At 42.5% G+C, this 16260-nt stretch carries 15 protein-coding genes and 1 pseudogene; 3 read left to right on the top strand and 13 right to left on the bottom strand.

Features of this window, described 5'->3' with window-relative positions:
• Positions 1–43 precede the first annotated feature (43 nt).
• Together LNTAR_RS23110 and LNTAR_RS23105 are read right to left on the bottom strand one after the other, a co-directional pair.
• Entirely contained in the window at positions 44–1759 is a 1716-nt protein-coding gene (locus LNTAR_RS23110) for a sodium:solute symporter (protein WP_007281202.1), read from the bottom strand.
• 9 nt (positions 1760–1768) lie between these two features.
• Positions 1769–3031, bottom strand: coding sequence for an enolase C-terminal domain-like protein (locus LNTAR_RS23105; protein WP_007281201.1), 1263 nt, complete (start codon positions 3029–3031; stop codon positions 1769–1771).
• Positions 3032–3175: 144 nt separating this feature from the next.
• Between LNTAR_RS23105 and LNTAR_RS23100 the strand changes: the two genes are divergently transcribed.
• Together LNTAR_RS23100 and LNTAR_RS23095 are read left to right on the top strand one after the other, a co-directional pair.
• Complete coding sequence (locus tag LNTAR_RS23100; RefSeq protein ID WP_007281200.1) at positions 3176–4117, top strand: AraC family transcriptional regulator; 942 nt, start codon at positions 3176–3178, stop codon at positions 4115–4117.
• Positions 4118–4308: 191 nt separating this feature from the next.
• On the top strand, positions 4309–5436 hold the full coding sequence (locus LNTAR_RS23095) for an IS4 family transposase (protein WP_007281199.1): 1128 nt from the start codon (positions 4309–4311) through the stop codon (positions 5434–5436).
• A 255-nt stretch (positions 5437–5691) separates the two neighbouring features.
• On the opposite strand, the gene LNTAR_RS27455 is transcribed toward LNTAR_RS23095, so the two are convergent.
• Positions 5692–5925, bottom strand: coding sequence for a hypothetical protein (locus LNTAR_RS27455; RefSeq protein WP_157473815.1), 234 nt, complete (start codon positions 5923–5925; stop codon positions 5692–5694).
• 265 nt (positions 5926–6190) lie between these two features.
• On the opposite strand from LNTAR_RS27455, the gene LNTAR_RS23090 reads away from it, so the two are divergent.
• Positions 6191–7270 (top strand): IS110 family RNA-guided transposase, encoded by a 1080-nt coding sequence (locus LNTAR_RS23090; RefSeq protein ID WP_007281197.1) that lies wholly within the window; start codon positions 6191–6193, stop codon positions 7268–7270.
• Positions 7271–7666: 396 nt separating this feature from the next.
• On the opposite strand, the pseudogene LNTAR_RS27450 reads toward LNTAR_RS23090, so the two are convergent.
• The 10 genes and pseudogenes from LNTAR_RS27450 to LNTAR_RS23045 form a co-directional block, all read right to left on the bottom strand.
• A pseudogene (locus LNTAR_RS27450) lies at positions 7667–8146 on the bottom strand (IS3 family transposase); the annotation flags it as partial.
• A 25-nt stretch (positions 8147–8171) separates the two neighbouring features.
• A complete protein-coding gene (locus LNTAR_RS27445) occupies positions 8172–8501 on the bottom strand; it encodes a hypothetical protein (protein WP_007281195.1) in 330 nt (109 codons plus the stop codon).
• Positions 8498–8881 carry a transposase gene (locus tag LNTAR_RS23080; RefSeq protein ID WP_007277235.1) on the bottom strand — a complete coding sequence of 128 codons (384 nt, stop codon included), beginning with the start codon at positions 8879–8881 and terminating at the stop codon, positions 8498–8500. Before LNTAR_RS23080 ends, LNTAR_RS27445 begins: the two co-directional genes overlap by 4 nt.
• Positions 8882–8960: 79 nt before the next feature.
• Entirely contained in the window at positions 8961–10622 is a 1662-nt protein-coding gene (locus LNTAR_RS23075) for an arylsulfatase (protein ID WP_007281194.1), read from the bottom strand.
• Positions 10623–11240: a 2-dehydro-3-deoxy-6-phosphogalactonate aldolase gene (locus tag LNTAR_RS23070; protein WP_007281193.1), complete on the bottom strand. Its 618-nt coding sequence runs from the start codon at positions 11238–11240 to the stop codon at positions 10623–10625. It abuts the gene before it with no gap.
• Positions 11233–12105 (bottom strand): 2-dehydro-3-deoxygalactonokinase, encoded by an 873-nt coding sequence (locus LNTAR_RS23065; RefSeq protein ID WP_007281192.1) that lies wholly within the window; start codon positions 12103–12105, stop codon positions 11233–11235. Before LNTAR_RS23065 ends, LNTAR_RS23070 begins: the two co-directional genes overlap by 8 nt.
• A 3-nt stretch (positions 12106–12108) precedes the next feature.
• Positions 12109–13590: a sodium:solute symporter family protein gene (locus LNTAR_RS23060; protein ID WP_007281191.1), complete on the bottom strand. Its 1482-nt coding sequence runs from the start codon at positions 13588–13590 to the stop codon at positions 12109–12111.
• A 7-nt stretch (positions 13591–13597) separates the two neighbouring features.
• The gene (locus tag LNTAR_RS23055) at positions 13598–13990 is read right to left on the bottom strand and encodes a RidA family protein (RefSeq protein ID WP_007281190.1); all 393 of its coding nucleotides are present in this window, start codon (positions 13988–13990) and stop codon (positions 13598–13600) included.
• A 14-nt stretch (positions 13991–14004) separates the two neighbouring features.
• Positions 14005–15471 (bottom strand): N-acyl-D-amino-acid deacylase family protein, encoded by a 1467-nt coding sequence (locus tag LNTAR_RS23050; protein ID WP_007281189.1) that lies wholly within the window; start codon positions 15469–15471, stop codon positions 14005–14007.
• Positions 15472–16260: MurR/RpiR family transcriptional regulator (locus LNTAR_RS23045; RefSeq protein ID WP_007281188.1), on the bottom strand; the 789-nt coding region annotated here is incomplete at its 5' end.

Genomic DNA, 16260 nt, shown 5'->3' with positions numbered 1-16260 from the left:
ATCTTACATATATCAAAGCTTGAAATATATAAATTCTCAGAGCCTACCTAAAAGTATAAAAAAGAACAATCATTATACAAATCAGTACGCCAGATAAGCTTTTATAATTCCCCACCCCTTTCCAGGCTTCGCCTTGGAGAGCTTCAAAAGGTGTTTTCCAATAAAGCTTCTCACTTTCTACCGTATGTTCATGGGGGTTTAAAGTGGATATAATACCAATTAAAATCATATAAAAGGCACAGAGATAAAAGGCTTGCATAAGGAAGGGAACTTCACTCCAAACGGGAATCGTGATCCCAGTAAAACTAAAGATCATCAAGACTAATGAAATCACAAAGCCCAGCGCCAAAGAGGTCACGGCGGCTTTTGCCGATGCTTTTTTCCAGAAGACACCCATGACAAATACTGCCGTAATTGGTGCCGCAATATAGCCAATCAAAGTATTGAGTCCTTGAATGATACTACCAAAGCGATCCAGCTGTAGAGAGATAATGATGGAAATAATTGTCGCGGCTACACAGGCAATTCGTCCTACTTTCACGAGGTGCTGATCGTCAGCATCTGCTTTAAAGCGCTTATAAATATCGTAGCTCACCAAGGTTGAAATCGAGTTCAGTGCTCCTGAAACCGTACTCATGAGAGCTGAAAGAAGAGCCGCAGCCACCACGCCTTTGAGCCCCACGGGGAGAAGTTCGCGAATCATCACCGCATAAGTTTGACTCGAATCAATCACTTCTTTACCATCCACTAACTTTGTGGGCATGGCTGACTCAGGAATAATTCCTTGCTGGATAATAGCGTAAAACATCAAACCTGGAAGTATGAAGATGAACACAGGAAGTATTTTAATAAAACCTGCAAAAATTGAGCCCACTCGAGCGTGATTTTCATCTTTAGCTCCCAAGACACGCTGAACAATCGTTTGATCGGCACACCAATACCAAATACCTAAAACGGGAAAGCCCAGCAAAAAAGCATACCAAGGGGAATGCCCACCGCTTTTGAGCATACTCAGTTTACTATCTATCACTTCTCCACTATCGTTTTTAATCTGTGCATGACTAGTGATCAAATCAATCACACTTTCACCACTGCTCCCTAACTTCGTCCAACAAAAATAAGTCACAAAACACGCTCCGAGCAAGAGAACAATCGTTTGGATAGATTCCGTGAGCACCACAGCCATCAAACCACCCACAACAGTATAGATACCAGTAAGTATAGCTACGCCAATAACGCTATAAAGAATCGGAAAGCCAAACATACCCTTGAGCACTACCGCACCTGTATACAAAGCAAAGGCAATGTGAATCGCTATGGCAGAGACCACTGACATGACAGCCAGCCAATCTCGACAAGTTCGCGAGTAACGCTTCTCCAAAAAGTCAGGCAGGGTCGTAACTTTTGAACGGATATAAAAAGGCGCAAAAAACACCCCTAGAATCACTAAAGTGAAGACCGCCATCCATTCGTAATTGCCCGAAAGTAGCCCTTCGTCAAAACCCGTTTGAGCCAATGAAACGAGGTGGACAGTGGAGATATTGGTTGCGAAGAGCGCAAGACCAATGGCCGGCCACTTCAAGGTTCCACCAGCTAAGAAATAATCCTTTGCAGATTCCTCCTTATTTTTATTGCGCATTCCCGCCCAACAACCTACCGCTATAATACCGACGATATAAACAATAATCACCCCAATGTCGATTCCGCCGATGCTATTGACTGCTTCGGCATTGACATCCATATCAATTGAATTTTCCATGATCGCTCCTTAAATAGCCACGCGGATATTATCCGCTTGAAGGCATTTCAAATCGCTGCTCGCACCGATTTCCTGAGGTGTTATATAGCGCCCATCTACAATCTGGCAGGGATGAACAAAATGCTCTTGAAGGTGAGGAATGTGTTCGAGGAACAAGGCTTCATGTCCCATGGCAATATGATTGAAGAGCACCAAGTGTTGGTGAATTTGTCCCATGTCACCCACGTGAGGCACAACGGGAATATTGAACTTTCGACTCATTAAAGAAATCAGTATAAACTCACTAATGCCGCCCACTCGCACTGCATCCACTTGATTAAAGTGCATCGCATTCGATTGCAGGTAATTCTTGAAAATAACGCGATTGGGCACGTGTTCGCCGCAAGCCACTTTCACGGGTGAAATGGCACGAGCCAAAGTTTGGTGTCCTAAGATATCATCTGGATGCGTCGGTTCTTCGATCCAATAAGGATTCATATCCTTCGCTTTCATCATAAACTCAATAGATTCCTGCAACTGCCACTGCTGATTACAGTCAAGCATCACAGTGGCTGCATCACCAGCGCATTCGCGTACCATATAAGCACGGCGCAAATCGCGCTCGTGATCAGGAGATCCCACTTTGAGCTTCATAGAAGTAAAGCCCGCAGCCATACTCTTTTTGATATTATCGCGTACCTTTTGATCAGAATAATTAAACCAACCAATTGAGGTATCGTAACCCTGATAATTGTCCGTCAAAACATTTTCACGCTTGTGACGATCAATCACATGCGAATTCAGAATCACTCGAGCCTCCTCTTTGCTCAGTACATCTTCCACATAAGAGAAATCTAAAAGCTGAATTGTTTCTTCCGTCGAAAGATCTAACAAGAGCTTCCACAGAGGCACAGCTTTTTTCTTAGCCCAAAGATCAAAACAAGCGTTGGTAATAGCCCCCAAAGCTAACTGAACCACGCCCTTATGAGGACCAATCCAACGAAATTGTGTGTGATTCGAGAGCTTGCGTTGAAACTCACCAAAATCTGCCATCAATTCATCGATTTCTTTACCAACGAGTTCTTGCGCTAAAAACTCAATGGCCTGACAAACGAGTTCGTTACCCGCTCCCACCGTAAATGCTAAACCACTGCCCTTCTCTTCGCCATCAGTGTACAACTCGCACACTGCATAAGAATACACCGCATCGAGGTGAACCGCATCACTTCCCGCTCCTGGTCCCAAGGGAAAACGTGCATCCCGAGCCACTACTTTTGTAATTGTTAAACTCATTAAAAATCCTTAATTTTCTTTGTTTGCTTAACAATAAGCAATAAGATGGACTTAACTTTCGAATATAGATGATCGTTTTTTATACAAAAATATTTATTTTATGCTTATAATTAAATATGATAAAATAATAAGAAAGAACTTTTTATGAACTTACTAGAACGCTACGGCATCCGCGAAGGCGACCAAGCCAGCCTCCACAAGTCCTTACCCGTCATCGGTCGACGCGTCATTACTCAAGTACTTGAAGAAGCAATTTTTCCCCATAGCATGCCTTTCTTCCAAGCCATCTATGTAGAGAAAGGCGAACTGGAGTGGTGGGTCGATGGGCATTTCTACCACCTCTCACCAGGTGATCTCATTTTGGTTAAACCTTATGAAACTCAGTCTTCCTTAATGGGGCGCCTTCCCCTTGGAGAACGTTATTTTTTACAATTCAACCTCTATGAAAAGCACGATGATATTAGCCCTGAAGAGTTTTCATTTATCACTAAGACTCTTTCCGAATTCATCCCTCGCGTCATTTCTCCCGGAGAAGAATTTAAACGTCCTTTTTTGAAACTAATTGAGGCTCACCGCAATCAGGATGAAATGAGCACCATGATCTCCAAGGCTCAATTTTACGAGATTTTCACCTGCCTTTATCAAGCTCAACAATCTTACTTAAAATCCGTTAAAGTTGAACACTCCGCAGCCTTAAGCATGATCAACACCGTAGACCATTATATTCTCCAGCACTTTGATCAAGTCATCACGAGTTCGAATCTCGCTCGCCTGTTTAACTTGAGTGAAGTTCATTTTCGCCGAAAATTTCAAGCGGTGAGTTCCATGTCACCCATCAAATATGTCGCTAGTAAAAAACTCCAAGAAGCTCGACGCCTACTTACCGAATCAAAGTTCAGTATTGGAGAAATTGCTCTCGAACTCGCCTTCTCTAGCTCTCAACACTTTTCTTCTGCCTTTACCAAAGCCTTTTCCTTGAGTCCTCGCGAATACCGCAATGAAGTGAAAAATGCTCAAACTCAACTCCCTCTCAAAAAAGTCTCTGATGTGGCCGCCGCCATCGCCTCAAAATTCCCAGGAAAATAATTCAGAAGCTGAAACAAGACTCTTTTTCTAGAGTTAGATCATATTGAATGAATTGAGGAGATCCTAACAATGAACATAATTACCCATAAAGCGGGGCAAAGCCCCATAAGCGCTAATCAAAATTTACATTTACAAATCTTAAATTATATTGAAATGATATTATTTTCATTAAATAAAGGTTAGTACTTAATATGGATATAGATGGCTTAGTTCGGTCTGATTGGGATTATTTTAAAACATTCCTTCCTGATGGTTGGGATGGTATGATGGCGGAAACTGGAATGCTAAAGTTCGGACGAAAATTTTCAGGCGAAGATGGCCCTTCGAAGCTTCTAAGAACATTACTAATTCATTTGGGTGGGAACCTCTCTTTACGCTCAACATGCGCCTTGGCAAAAGAGGGCAATATTATTGACGTTAGTGATGTAGCATTACTCAAAAGGTTACAAAAATCAAGTGAGTGGTTCAACTGGTGCACTACGCAACTATTGGATAAAATGAAGCCGAAAAACCCGCAGGGACTTCCTGAGCAAGAAGAATATAATTTCAGATATGTTGACGGCTCTATTGTCAGGGAGCCAGGAGCAACAGGATCCACATGGATGCTTCACTACTCCATGAATGCAAAAACCTTAGCACCAGACGAGATTACTATAACGGATCAAAAAAAAGGAGAATCACTTAAGAATTATTCCGTTAAACCAAATGACGTTTTCATTGGAGACCGTGTTTATCCACGCAGAAATGGCATTATTCATGTCCATTCCAATGGAGGCTATATTCTTTGTCGCTTCCCTCCTAGCCTTACCCCTTTACATAACGACAATGGTACGCCTTTTAAACTCTTGTCGAAATTACGGAAATTGAAACTCGGAGATATCGGTGAATACAACGTTGTTATAAAACACAATGAAGGTCAAATAAACGCTCGAGTTTGTGCTATGAAAAAAGATCATGAAAGTACTTTAAAAGCTCAAAAAGCGATTCATCGGAAAGCCAGTAAAAACAGTCGCAAAGGAAGCACAAGACCGGAAACTTTAGAGTATGCAGGATATATTTTAATCTTAACTACATTGGCTGAGTCTGTATCACCCGAAAAAATCCTTAATATTTATCGTAGCCGATGGCAAATAGAGCTTCTATTCAAGCGCTTAAAATCAATTATAGGTGCGGCACCCTTATACAAAAAAAATGATATAGGAATGAGGAGTTGGCTCGCAGGAAAGATTTTAGTAGCAACATTGATTGAGTATATAATTCGCTGCGGCGAAGATTTTTTTCCCTGGGGATACCCCATCAAAAAAACTATCCAAAACTAACAGTGCTAGATCATTATGGCGAGAAAGAGAGTTTTTATATTCCATAGTTTTACAGACTATACTTCCAGCGATATCACTAAGAAAGGTTGTGGTGAATTGGATGAGAATTCGCGAAACACTCAAAGAACCTCCACGTACACGTAAACTGCAAATAGACACAGTACAGAATGATTTAAAAGCTTCTGGTTAGCGCTTATGGGGCAAAGCCCCCAGTCGCCTGGTTAAGGGTCTTGCCAGACAGGCGGACAAAAATTATTAGCCCATACGGCAGTATCTTGCAGGGAGAACTCGAGAGGGACAGCGTACATCTCGTGTGCGAAGCACCATGCCTGTGGGTGATCGTGTACATTTTTTAGTAGGACTCCTCGGCCAACCGAGGTATTTATACATGGGCCTCCGCCCCACACCCCGCTCAAGGGTACTTGCACCCTTGATAATCCCAACACTCGGAGCTTCGCTCCAGCGCTTACCTAAAAATCTGATATTCATTTCTGCAGCAAATGCATACTGGAAATCATATAAAGTTTATTTGCCTCTACGACAGTAGCTCCAGTGGCCGCTACGATAGTGAAACTGTCTCACTCGTGCTCCTGTTCAACAACTTAATCACCGCATATTTTGCGGTGATTAAGTTGATTTTGCGGGGAATAAATTGCCAAGATAGTATGAGAAGGCAGCCCTTGGCAAAGTCCACTTGCTAGCAGACCTTGCCTGACATTAATTAAGTTACCACCAAAATTAACGGAGAACTGCCATGTCTAAAATTACTATCACTGTACTTGAAATCACAATTGGAATGGACCTCGGAAATCAAAAACACGATATTTGTGTATTAAATTCCGAAGGTAAAATCGTCGAACAAGCAAAGATTGAAAATAATCTGGAATCGTTAAGTGTATATTTTTCGAATTATGAACGCCCTCATAAAATCCGAGTAGCTCTAGAAGTAGGAAGTAGCTCTTTATGGATATCGAGCAAACTCAAAAGTATGGGCTTCAATGTAATTGTAGCAAATGCTCGTAAGCTTCGAATGATATGGGACAGCACGAATAAGTGCGATGAAAAAGACGCTGAAAAGATAGCACGGGTAGCCCGAATGGATCCATCACTTTTGTACGGCATCCAACACCGAAGTATGGACTCTCAGCAAGTGCTTACAGTGTTGCGTGCTCGTGAGCATTTTGTGAAGATGCGAACCCAAACGATGAATTCATTAAGGGGTATACTAAAGAGTTTAGGAGTTAGTGATCTCCCTAAGTGCGAAGCTAATCGTTTCAGTGAAAAGATGTATGAGTATGTATGTGATGATTTATTGCCAACTTTAGGTGAGATGCTATACGAATGTCAAGAACTGACTGATCGAATAGAGAGGTTGGATGATCGAATTGAACTGATTAGTGAAGAGTCTTGTCCCGAGGCTCAGCACCTGCGTCAGATTCCTGGAGTGGGACCAGTTACTGCCTTGGCATTTGTTTTAACTATTGATGATCCAACCCGTTTTAATAAGAGTCGTGATATAGGTGCTTTTTTAGGTCTAACTCCAAAGCGGGACCAATCGGGAGAAAAAGATAAACAACTAAGAATAACAAAGCATGGAGATAGGTACTTGAGATCATTACTGGTTATTTGTGCTCAACATATTTTTAGCGATAGATCCCCGGATTCTGATTTGAAGAGGTACGGACATCGAATTGCCTCACGAGGTGGTGGCGCGGGGAGAAAAAAAGCAAAAGTAGCCATAGCTAGGAAGCTAGCTGTTTTAATGCATCGACTTTGGGTCAGTGGCGATAATTATGAACCACTCCACAAACAGGCTTTAAAAAAAGCATCATGATTATCCACCAATCCAGCCAACCTCCCCAATATTTCTTATAATCACAATTAAGGAAGAAATTTAAAAAGAAAAGAGTTTATCAAATGTCTTATGCGATGACTGCGGAGCACCAGCAGAATGATAGGTTTGCCAGACCTTGTTGAAAGTTCGTTGCCAAGATTGCAGCATCAAATAGGATACAATCATGCATCGGACTAGGCAGTCCATAAAAGAATGCGAATGGAAGCAAGACAATTTGATGGCATTTGAAAACTGGTTTTCTCAATTCTCAGAAAAATATAACTTTAATGCAAACCGTAACTTGTAAATGCCTTCTCATGGAAGCTAGTGCTTGGCGTACCATTGTCAAGTCCTGAAAAATAGTTGTCACTTTTGTTTATGTTAATTGACTAATATTTATGCACATTGTGTTTCATGAACAACACTTGGAAATGAATATTCCAAAGCTGTATGAGGGCGACAATTATTGTATAAGTAAATAGCCTGCTTAATTGCTTTTTTAGCATCTTTAAAGTTCTTAAATGTTTCGCGTAAATGATATTCATACTTCAGTATTCCGTTGACTCTTTCAGCTTTTGAATTTTCATAGCAATGGTTTTCTTCAGTCATACTGACAGGAAGATTTCTATTCGTCAAGATTTCAATGTAATCGTGACAGCAGTACTGAGACCCACGGTCAGAGTGATGGATGGGGTATGACCCTTTTGGGAGACTTTTTAAAGCCATCTTTAATGCTTTGATACATCCTACAGCTTCTAAACTCTCTCCCACATTATAAGCAATAATTTTTCTAGAGAAGGCATCTGTGATTAACGCTAGATAAACAAAGCTTTTTGCAACTCTGATGTATGTTATATCACAAACCCACACCTGGTTAGGTGCGGTAACACCTTATCCTTTATTAGATTTTGTAGACTTTAAAACGATGCCTAGAGTCAGTAGTTCGACAGTACTTCCTCTTTCTTTTGATTAATAGGCGTTCTTCGCGAGCTATATCGAATAAGCGATCTCGTCCTATCTGTATAGAATTCTCTTTGAAGTTATCTACTAACATATTCTGCAGCTTTCGAATTCCGAGCTCAGATTGAATGCAACGTTGTTCTTTAATAAGATCGATCACAAGTTTTCTATCTACTTCTTTTTTGGTGCTTAAAGATTTATTTTTATAGAAATTTTGCCGACTCATATGGAGGTGATTACAAAGTTGTTTAACAGTAAAGTGGCTATTCATTGATCTGACTCTTTTGACCGCTTCACACCGACTTTTTTTTTGAAGGCTTCTTTATCAGATACGCCGAACTCATCACAAGCTATATCAAAGTAAGCTTTATTCATAACATCACTTATCGCTAGTTCGGTTACTGTTTTCTCTAACTCAGCAATATGCTTTTTAAGAGCTTTAATCTCATCAATATCATTTTCTGTTTCCACTTTAATCACCTTTGGTAATAAGTCTGTTCTACCATACTTTTTGACCCAGGCTCTTACTGTACAAGAGCCTGATATCCCATAAGCTTGGCTCGCTTCTCCACAGCTTATAAATTTACCTTTGGAGATCTCGTTTACCACTTTTTGTTTAAATGATTCACTATATCTTATTGTATCTTTCATAGGTTTTTCCTATTTTAGATGACAACCTATATCAGGACAAGACAATATTCACTGAAAACTGCCAACTGAATACTTATCTTTACTTTCTACGGTAATAGACTGTTGGCATTTTTGAGCTTGGCGAGGACATTTTTTGCAATTCGACAAAGTTTTCCTCGGCCCAATCTAGCCACTTCTTAGAGAGCTCTGTCACTAGTTCTGGCATTTTTGCCGCCAAGTCATTTTGTTCGAGTCGATCTTCATTGATATTATAGAGTTCCCAGACTTTTTTATAATTCACCCAAACGGCTTTCCATTGCCCTTGCCTAATGGCGCGATTGCCTTCGTGTTCAAAATAAAGAACGCGTTCGGGCGAATCTTTTTTTAAGACTTCCAGCAAACTTTTGCCCTGCAGTGGATAAAGTTCTATACCTTTAAATTCTTTCGGATAAGTAGCACCTAAGGTGGAGTAAATTGTCGGCGCTAAATCCATGACATGGGCGGGGCTATGATCAAAGCCTTTTTTGGCTTTGATAAATTGGGGGGCATACATGATAAAAGGCGAAGAAATACCCCCTTCGTAGCTATAATGTTTATATGACTGCAGGGGTGTGTTACCCAAATTGGCCCAGCCAGTTCCGTAGCTATGAAAGGTCTTTTCCTGACCAACCTGAGCCAGTTCGTCAGCTTTATACAATTTATTTTTGGGATAAGGATTATCATCAAAACCATGGGGATCCCATTCGGCACAGGCACCATTATCCGAAAGAAAGAAAATAACTGTATTCTCGAGTTCATTATTCTTTTTCAAATCACTCAATACCAGCGCGATATTTTGATCCACATTTTCGACCATGGCCGCAAAAGTCGCCATGCGTCGAGCCAAATCTTTTTGACGATCACTATCTAGACTCTTCCAAGCAGGGATTTGCTTACCGTAATACTTGGAATCCTTGTTGCGATTATCGACTTTTGCCACGAGCCCACGTTCGGGTAAAGTTAGCGCCTGATTGACTAGCCCTAAATCTTTCATTTTTTGCAAACGTTCTTGCCTGAGTTTATCCCAGCCCTTTTCGTAAGTCGGCACGTACTTATCAATTAAATCTTTGGGGGCCTGAAGTGGAAAATGTGGCGCATTGTAAGCTAAATATAAGAAGTAAGGTTTTTCCTCTTGCCGTGCTTCATTTAAAAAGCTAAGTGCGTAATCCGTGATGGCGTTGCTCGCAAAAAATTTCCCGGGGCGTTGATTGACTTTAAAACCTTTTTCTGGCATCGAGTGATAGAGCTCGGGCATATAAAAATCGGCGTAGTCATGAAAAGGCCCATAAAAGCGATCAAAACCTCTACTTGTGGGCAAGCAATCCTGACCTTTCAAACCTTTGAGGTGCCATTTACCCGCTAGATAAGTTTTGTAGCCGGCGCCTTTTAACACCGAGGCAATAGTCATACATTTGTCATTCAAAAAGCCTCTATAACCCGGCTTGCCCTGATCTTTCGTCATAAAACCCACACCCGTCTTGTGCGAGTATAAACCCGTGAGTAAAGAAGCTCGGGTGGGACAACAACGAGCCGAATTATAAAGCTGTGTCATTTTAATTCCCTTAGCGCCAAGGCTATCGATGGCGGGAGTTTGGATTTCTCCCCCATAACTCGATAGATCAGAGTAGCCTAGGTCATCCACTAATATCAGAATCACATTCTGTTTTTGTCCCATTAAAGTCGTAGAAATTAAAACGAGCAGTAAAGCCACATACTTATTCATTTAATTATCCTTTTTTAATTCGGTCGTAAATTCAAAACTTAAAGCCTTAATTTCGGCGATTGTATACGATGATTTATAGAGGCTACTGCCCAAGCCAAAGCCATCGGCTCCGGATTCTTGCCATTCTTTGATATTTGACTGGTCGACACCGCCTACGGCTAAAACTTGTGTGCCCGCTGGCAGAATTGCTTTTGCTGCTTTGATAAAGTTTTTTCCTACTGAGTCAGCAGGAAAGAGTTTGAGGGCATCTGCGCCGGCATCCAGAGCTGTAAAACATTCGCTGATGGTCATCACGCCTGGATAAGACTGCATACCCAATTTTTTTGTCTCTTTAATGACTTCCGGGTTCACATTAGGAGAAACAATGATCTTTCCTCCAGCCTCTTTGACTTTTTGAGCTTGCTCAACAGTAATAACCGTACCGGCGCCCACGAGCATTTTACCCGCAAAAGCGTCAGCAATAAGTTTTATACTCTCGTAGGGCTCTGGTGAATTCAGTGGTACTTCCACACAGCGTATGCCGCCATCATATAAAGCTTGAGTCACCTCTAAGGCTTCTGATGGCTTGACGCCACGAATGATGGCGATCAGTGGCATTTCTTTTAAAAATTTATTCATTGTTTTCTCCACAAATTTTTTCTATCCCTCTAATCGTCGCTGTCTCTGAGGGGAATTGTTTTGACTCAACACCAAAAACTTCGAGTGCTAAAGCATAAGAGTTCATCAAAGAGTCAGAACCACAGAGGCTCACCTTTTTTGCCACTCCAATCGCTTCACGGATTTCACTGGCAATGAGAAACCCTGAGAGGTAAGAATAAAAATGGTGTTTATCTGACCTTTCAAAAAGATATTCTATTCTCAACTTAAAAAGACTGCTACCCAAGTCGTGATGTTCACGCGCAAAGCCCACTCCCTGAATAAAGGCCTCATGATTAAACTCTTTTGACTCAAGCTGAGTCGAAAAAATAGTATTTTCACTTAAAGCTTTAAAGAGTTCCCCCGTCATCCAAGTTGCGAAGATTTTTATCTGACCGGCTTCAATTTTCACCCATTTTGAATGACTTCCCGGCAAACAAATCAAGCTGGTCGCAGGCTCTTGTTCTAAGACACCAAAGACCTGAACTTCTTCGCCGCGCATGACATCATAATTGCCTGAGCCGTCCAAATGGCTCACTCCGCCAATGATATGAATATTTTTTGCCGGCTTAATCGTCTTACCTTTCATTTGCTCAATCCCAACTGGAGTGGGCACATAGGGAGCCTCAGCCCAGCCCTGCTTTGAACCGATCATACCACTGAAATATATGGGAATATCGTGCTCACATTGGAATGAGTCTAAAACGCTATCCAAAACTTTTTCATAGCCAATTTTTTGCGCTTTTAGCAAGCCCAAATCAGATGAGTACTTTTGAATAATCTTAGAATCATCCAAGAGGTAGCCTCGAAGGGAACTTGTCCCCCAATCACAGAATACTTGTTGCATCGTTTAACTAACTTCGCTTTCATCACTGGCATGAACTTCTTCATGCTGTTCCATGAGCTGTCTTTCAGCCTCGAGAATGGCGAGTGATTCTTCATCACTGAGAGTATTTTCAGGCGTCATCAAACTCACAAGCACTCCAACAACACAAGCCGAAAGTACGGAAGGAATCGAAGGGTTTCCCCAATAGCTCATCCAGGCGTCGTTAAACATAAAACTCACTGAGCAAGTCGCGCCACCGAGAAGTGCCGCAATGCCCCCCTGCCAAGTGGCTCGTTTCCAAAAGCAACCGAGTAAGGAACAGACAAACATGCCGCTCATCACAACTGAAATCATATTTTTAATGTAGGAAATAATATCTTCTGAATACATGGTGAAGATTAGCGCCATGCCAGTAATGCCAATCAAACCCCAACGCGAGTGCGAGACCATCTTCTCTTTGTCGGGCATTTTATTAAAAACGAGAATATAAATGTCGCGCAAAAGAATCGAAACGCCCGCAATCGCATCGGAACTCGCCGAAGACATGGTCGCACTCAAACCAGCAATGAGTACAATGAGTCCAACGGAAACGGGCAAGACTTCGACCGCTAAATAAGGGAAAGCAAAATTTGAGTTTTCGAGTTCTGGATTGAGCACTTGAGCGGAAATACCAATGAGTGCGGGAATAAAGGAGAAGAAAAGGTAGAGTGTGCCACTGAGATAAAAACTTTTTTTCACCGTGGAGATATTATCGGCAGAATAAATACGCTGACGGTAAGAAGGCGTTGCCATAACCCCCACGAGGATCACAAAAGCGAGTGAAATCGAGGGTAAAATTTGATCTGAATTTAAGAAGGCGAATTGAGTATCGCCCATTTTTTGACTGAGTTCAACAAAGCCACCAAGTTTATCTACGGACATGTAGGCCATGAGGATAAAACCAAAGAAAAGGATGAGGGCCTGGATCGTATCGGTCCAAACAACCGCCATGTACCCCCCTATAATAACGTAAACACCAAAAGCTAAAGCGATAATGATTTTGGCGTACATGAGGTCGATATTGGCAATCCATGCCAAATACATGCCACCACCGAGTATGTGCGCGCCGAGCCAGCCGATCGAAGCAATCAGTATAAGGACCCCAATGATTCCTTTAATCGTCTTATTGGCGCCATAATAAAAGGAAATTTCTTCTGAGAAAGTCATAAAATTATACTTTCTCACTTTCGAGAAAAGTTTGGCTAAAAGCAAGATACCTAAGGCACCACCGATACCGTACAAAGATCCGGCCCAACCATCGGCATAACCTTTGCCAACGGCTCCCATACTGGAGCCCGTGCCGACCATTGTTGCTACTGTTGTTCCCAAAATAAGGAATAAGGGTACGCTACGATTCCCCAATAAGAAATCTTCACCAGAAGTCTGTCTACGGGAGATCCATACACTTAGGACAATCATGCCAACAATATAGATGGCAAAAACTGAGAGAAACAAGGTCGGCGACATAATAAGTCTATTCCGGCTTTTTGTAGCAGATTGCGTCGATTTCGACCTTGCAATCCACCATCATTGTGGCTTGTACACAAGCTCTTGCAGGGGCGTGCTCGCCACCGAAGTACTCTTTGTAGACACCATTAAAACTCCAGAAATCACGGGGATCATCCAACCACACACCACAACGCACGATATCATCTTTGGTGTAACCCGCTTCGTGAATAATTGCCAAGAGATTTTCAATTGTTTTATGGGTTTGCTGAACGATGTTGCCACCGACAATTTCACCATCTTCCATGGCCACTTGACCCGAAACATGTAACCAACCATCAGCTTCAACTGCACGTGCGAAAGGCAGGTTTTGACCTCCTGCGCCCGCTTTTGATGTTCCATAACGTTTAATATCACTCATAATAAATTCCTTTTTTAAGTTTGATTAATGAGATTGTGAGATTTTTTCTTCCCCGCCACATAGCGGCCATTTCGTCCCTGAGATTTTCCTTCGGCAAAACTTTTGACGCCATTGACATAGACTTGCTCAATCCCCTGAGCCAGGCTGATGGGTTTCTCGAATGTTGCGGTGTCCGCAATTTTTTCAGGATCAAAAACGACCAAGTCGGCAAAACTTCCGACAGCTAAAGAACCCCGCCCTCGAAGCTTATAGTTTTTGGCTGACAAGCCAGTCATTTTATGAATGGCCGTACTCACGGTCATCAATTTTTGTTCCCGAGCCAGTTTTCCGATGACGCGTGGAAAGGTTCCCCATAAGCGGGGATGCGGATGGGGATCATGAGGCAAGCCATCTGAGCCGATCATCGTTTTGGGGTGAGAAATGATTTTTTTCATATCGTCTTCGTCTATGGAGAAGTAAACCGCACCGGCGGGTTGCAGCTTCTGAGCCGTTTCATACTGACTCAGCCCCCATTCTTGGGCTATTTCATGAAGGTATTTAGCGGAAATCTCGGGATGTGCCTCAGACCAAGTGATCAGAATTTTTACGCGTTCGTCTACCTGACCTAAATCCAAAGTACTGGATCCTGCGGCGTAAGGATAACAATCCATGTGCACGCGATGACTATAGGGCGATGACTCGATAAACTTTAAGATTTCACCACTGCGCCCCCAATTATCGGGGCCTGCGCATTTAAGGTGCGAGATAATAAGCGGTATGTCGCCACTCTCGGCAATCGAGAAGGCCTCTTCTATGGCTTCAATCACTTGGTCAAATTCATTGCGCAAGTGAGTCACATAAACACCGTTATTCGCACCGAGAACTTTGGCTAATTCAATAACTTCTTCTGTATTCGATTGGCGCGCCGTAGCATAGGCTAAGCCCGTACTTAAACCGATTGCCCCCTGCTTCAAACATTCGTCGAGCTCATCTTTCATGGCGACTAATTCGGAGTCGCTTACTTCTCTATACAAATCTGTCATGTGGTTCACTCGCAGAGCTGTATGCCCTACTAGCGCCGCCACGTTTACAGCAGGTTGGACTCGATTAACTTCTTGAACATAAGCTTTGAAATTGGGAAAACAGAAATCTCCTTGAGTTCCTAAAAGATTCAAGGGATCTGGTGGTGCAGAACTCAGTCGCACCGGAGCGGCACTCAGTCCGCAGTTGCCCACGATCACCGTCGTAACGCCCTGGCTTATTTTAGGAAGACATTCTGGGGATTTGAGTACAGCATTATCATCATGCGTATGCACATCAATGAAGCCAGGTGCTAAAGCTTTGCCTTCCATATCATAAATGAATTCGGCTTGCTCTTGATTGAGTTTGCCAATTGCGCAAACCAAATCATCTTTCAAAGCTAAGTCGCTCAAATAAGGCGCTTGACCTGAGCCATCAAAAATTAAGGCATTTTGAAATAAATAACTGTACTTTTTATCCATTTAATCTCCTACGGGGAACCTGCGATCACCGCCACGAACGGCGTCGAGGTTGTACTTAATTCGTCTTAAAGTTTCTTTAGAGCTATCCTTGCGCAAAACGGCGAGTTCCAGAGCAATCGCATCTATAACTGCTAGCAAGGCATAGCGAGAAGCGGTCGCTTTATAAATCCCCTCGTCTTCTTGAATGTGGACCTCTAGATGAATATCGGCTAATTGCGCTAAGGGTGAATCACCTCGAGTGATCGCCACAACTTTGGCTCCGTATTGTTTAGCAATTTGAGCACTTTCGTTAATCTCCGCTATTTGCCCCGTTGTAGAAATAACTAAAACGAGGGAATCCTCATTCAAAGTAGCCGCAACCATGCGTTGCATGAGGAAATCACCGTAAGAAGTGATATTGACCCCAAAACGAAACATGCGATTGACGGCATCGTCCGCGATGACTGTGGAACCGCCCCCAGAACCAAAAACGACGACACGCTCAAGCTCATTAACAAGGCTTGCTGTCTGTTCGATTTTTTGCTGAGAGGTTTGAGTGTTTACGGTATTGAGAGCTTCAATAATGCCTTTAACGACCTGACCAATAGCTCCACTCTCTTCTGTAATGGGATCCATGTGACCTTCTAAGAAACGTTGCCCAATAGCAAAACTACTGACGAGAGCTTTTTTCAGATCAGGAACATTTTTGCATCCCACACTACGGGAAAAGCGCGTTACCGAAGCTTCGCTCACACCTGCTTTAGCCGCCATATCATGAATGCTGGCATTGCCAGCCCACTCCAAGTCAGA

The organism is Lentisphaera araneosa HTCC2155 (assembly GCF_000170755.1).
GTDB classification, from domain to species: Bacteria; Verrucomicrobiota; Lentisphaeria; order Lentisphaerales; family Lentisphaeraceae; genus Lentisphaera; species Lentisphaera araneosa.
The sequence above is the reverse complement of the archived record's forward strand: the minus strand, read 5'-3'. Positions and strand labels throughout refer to the sequence as shown.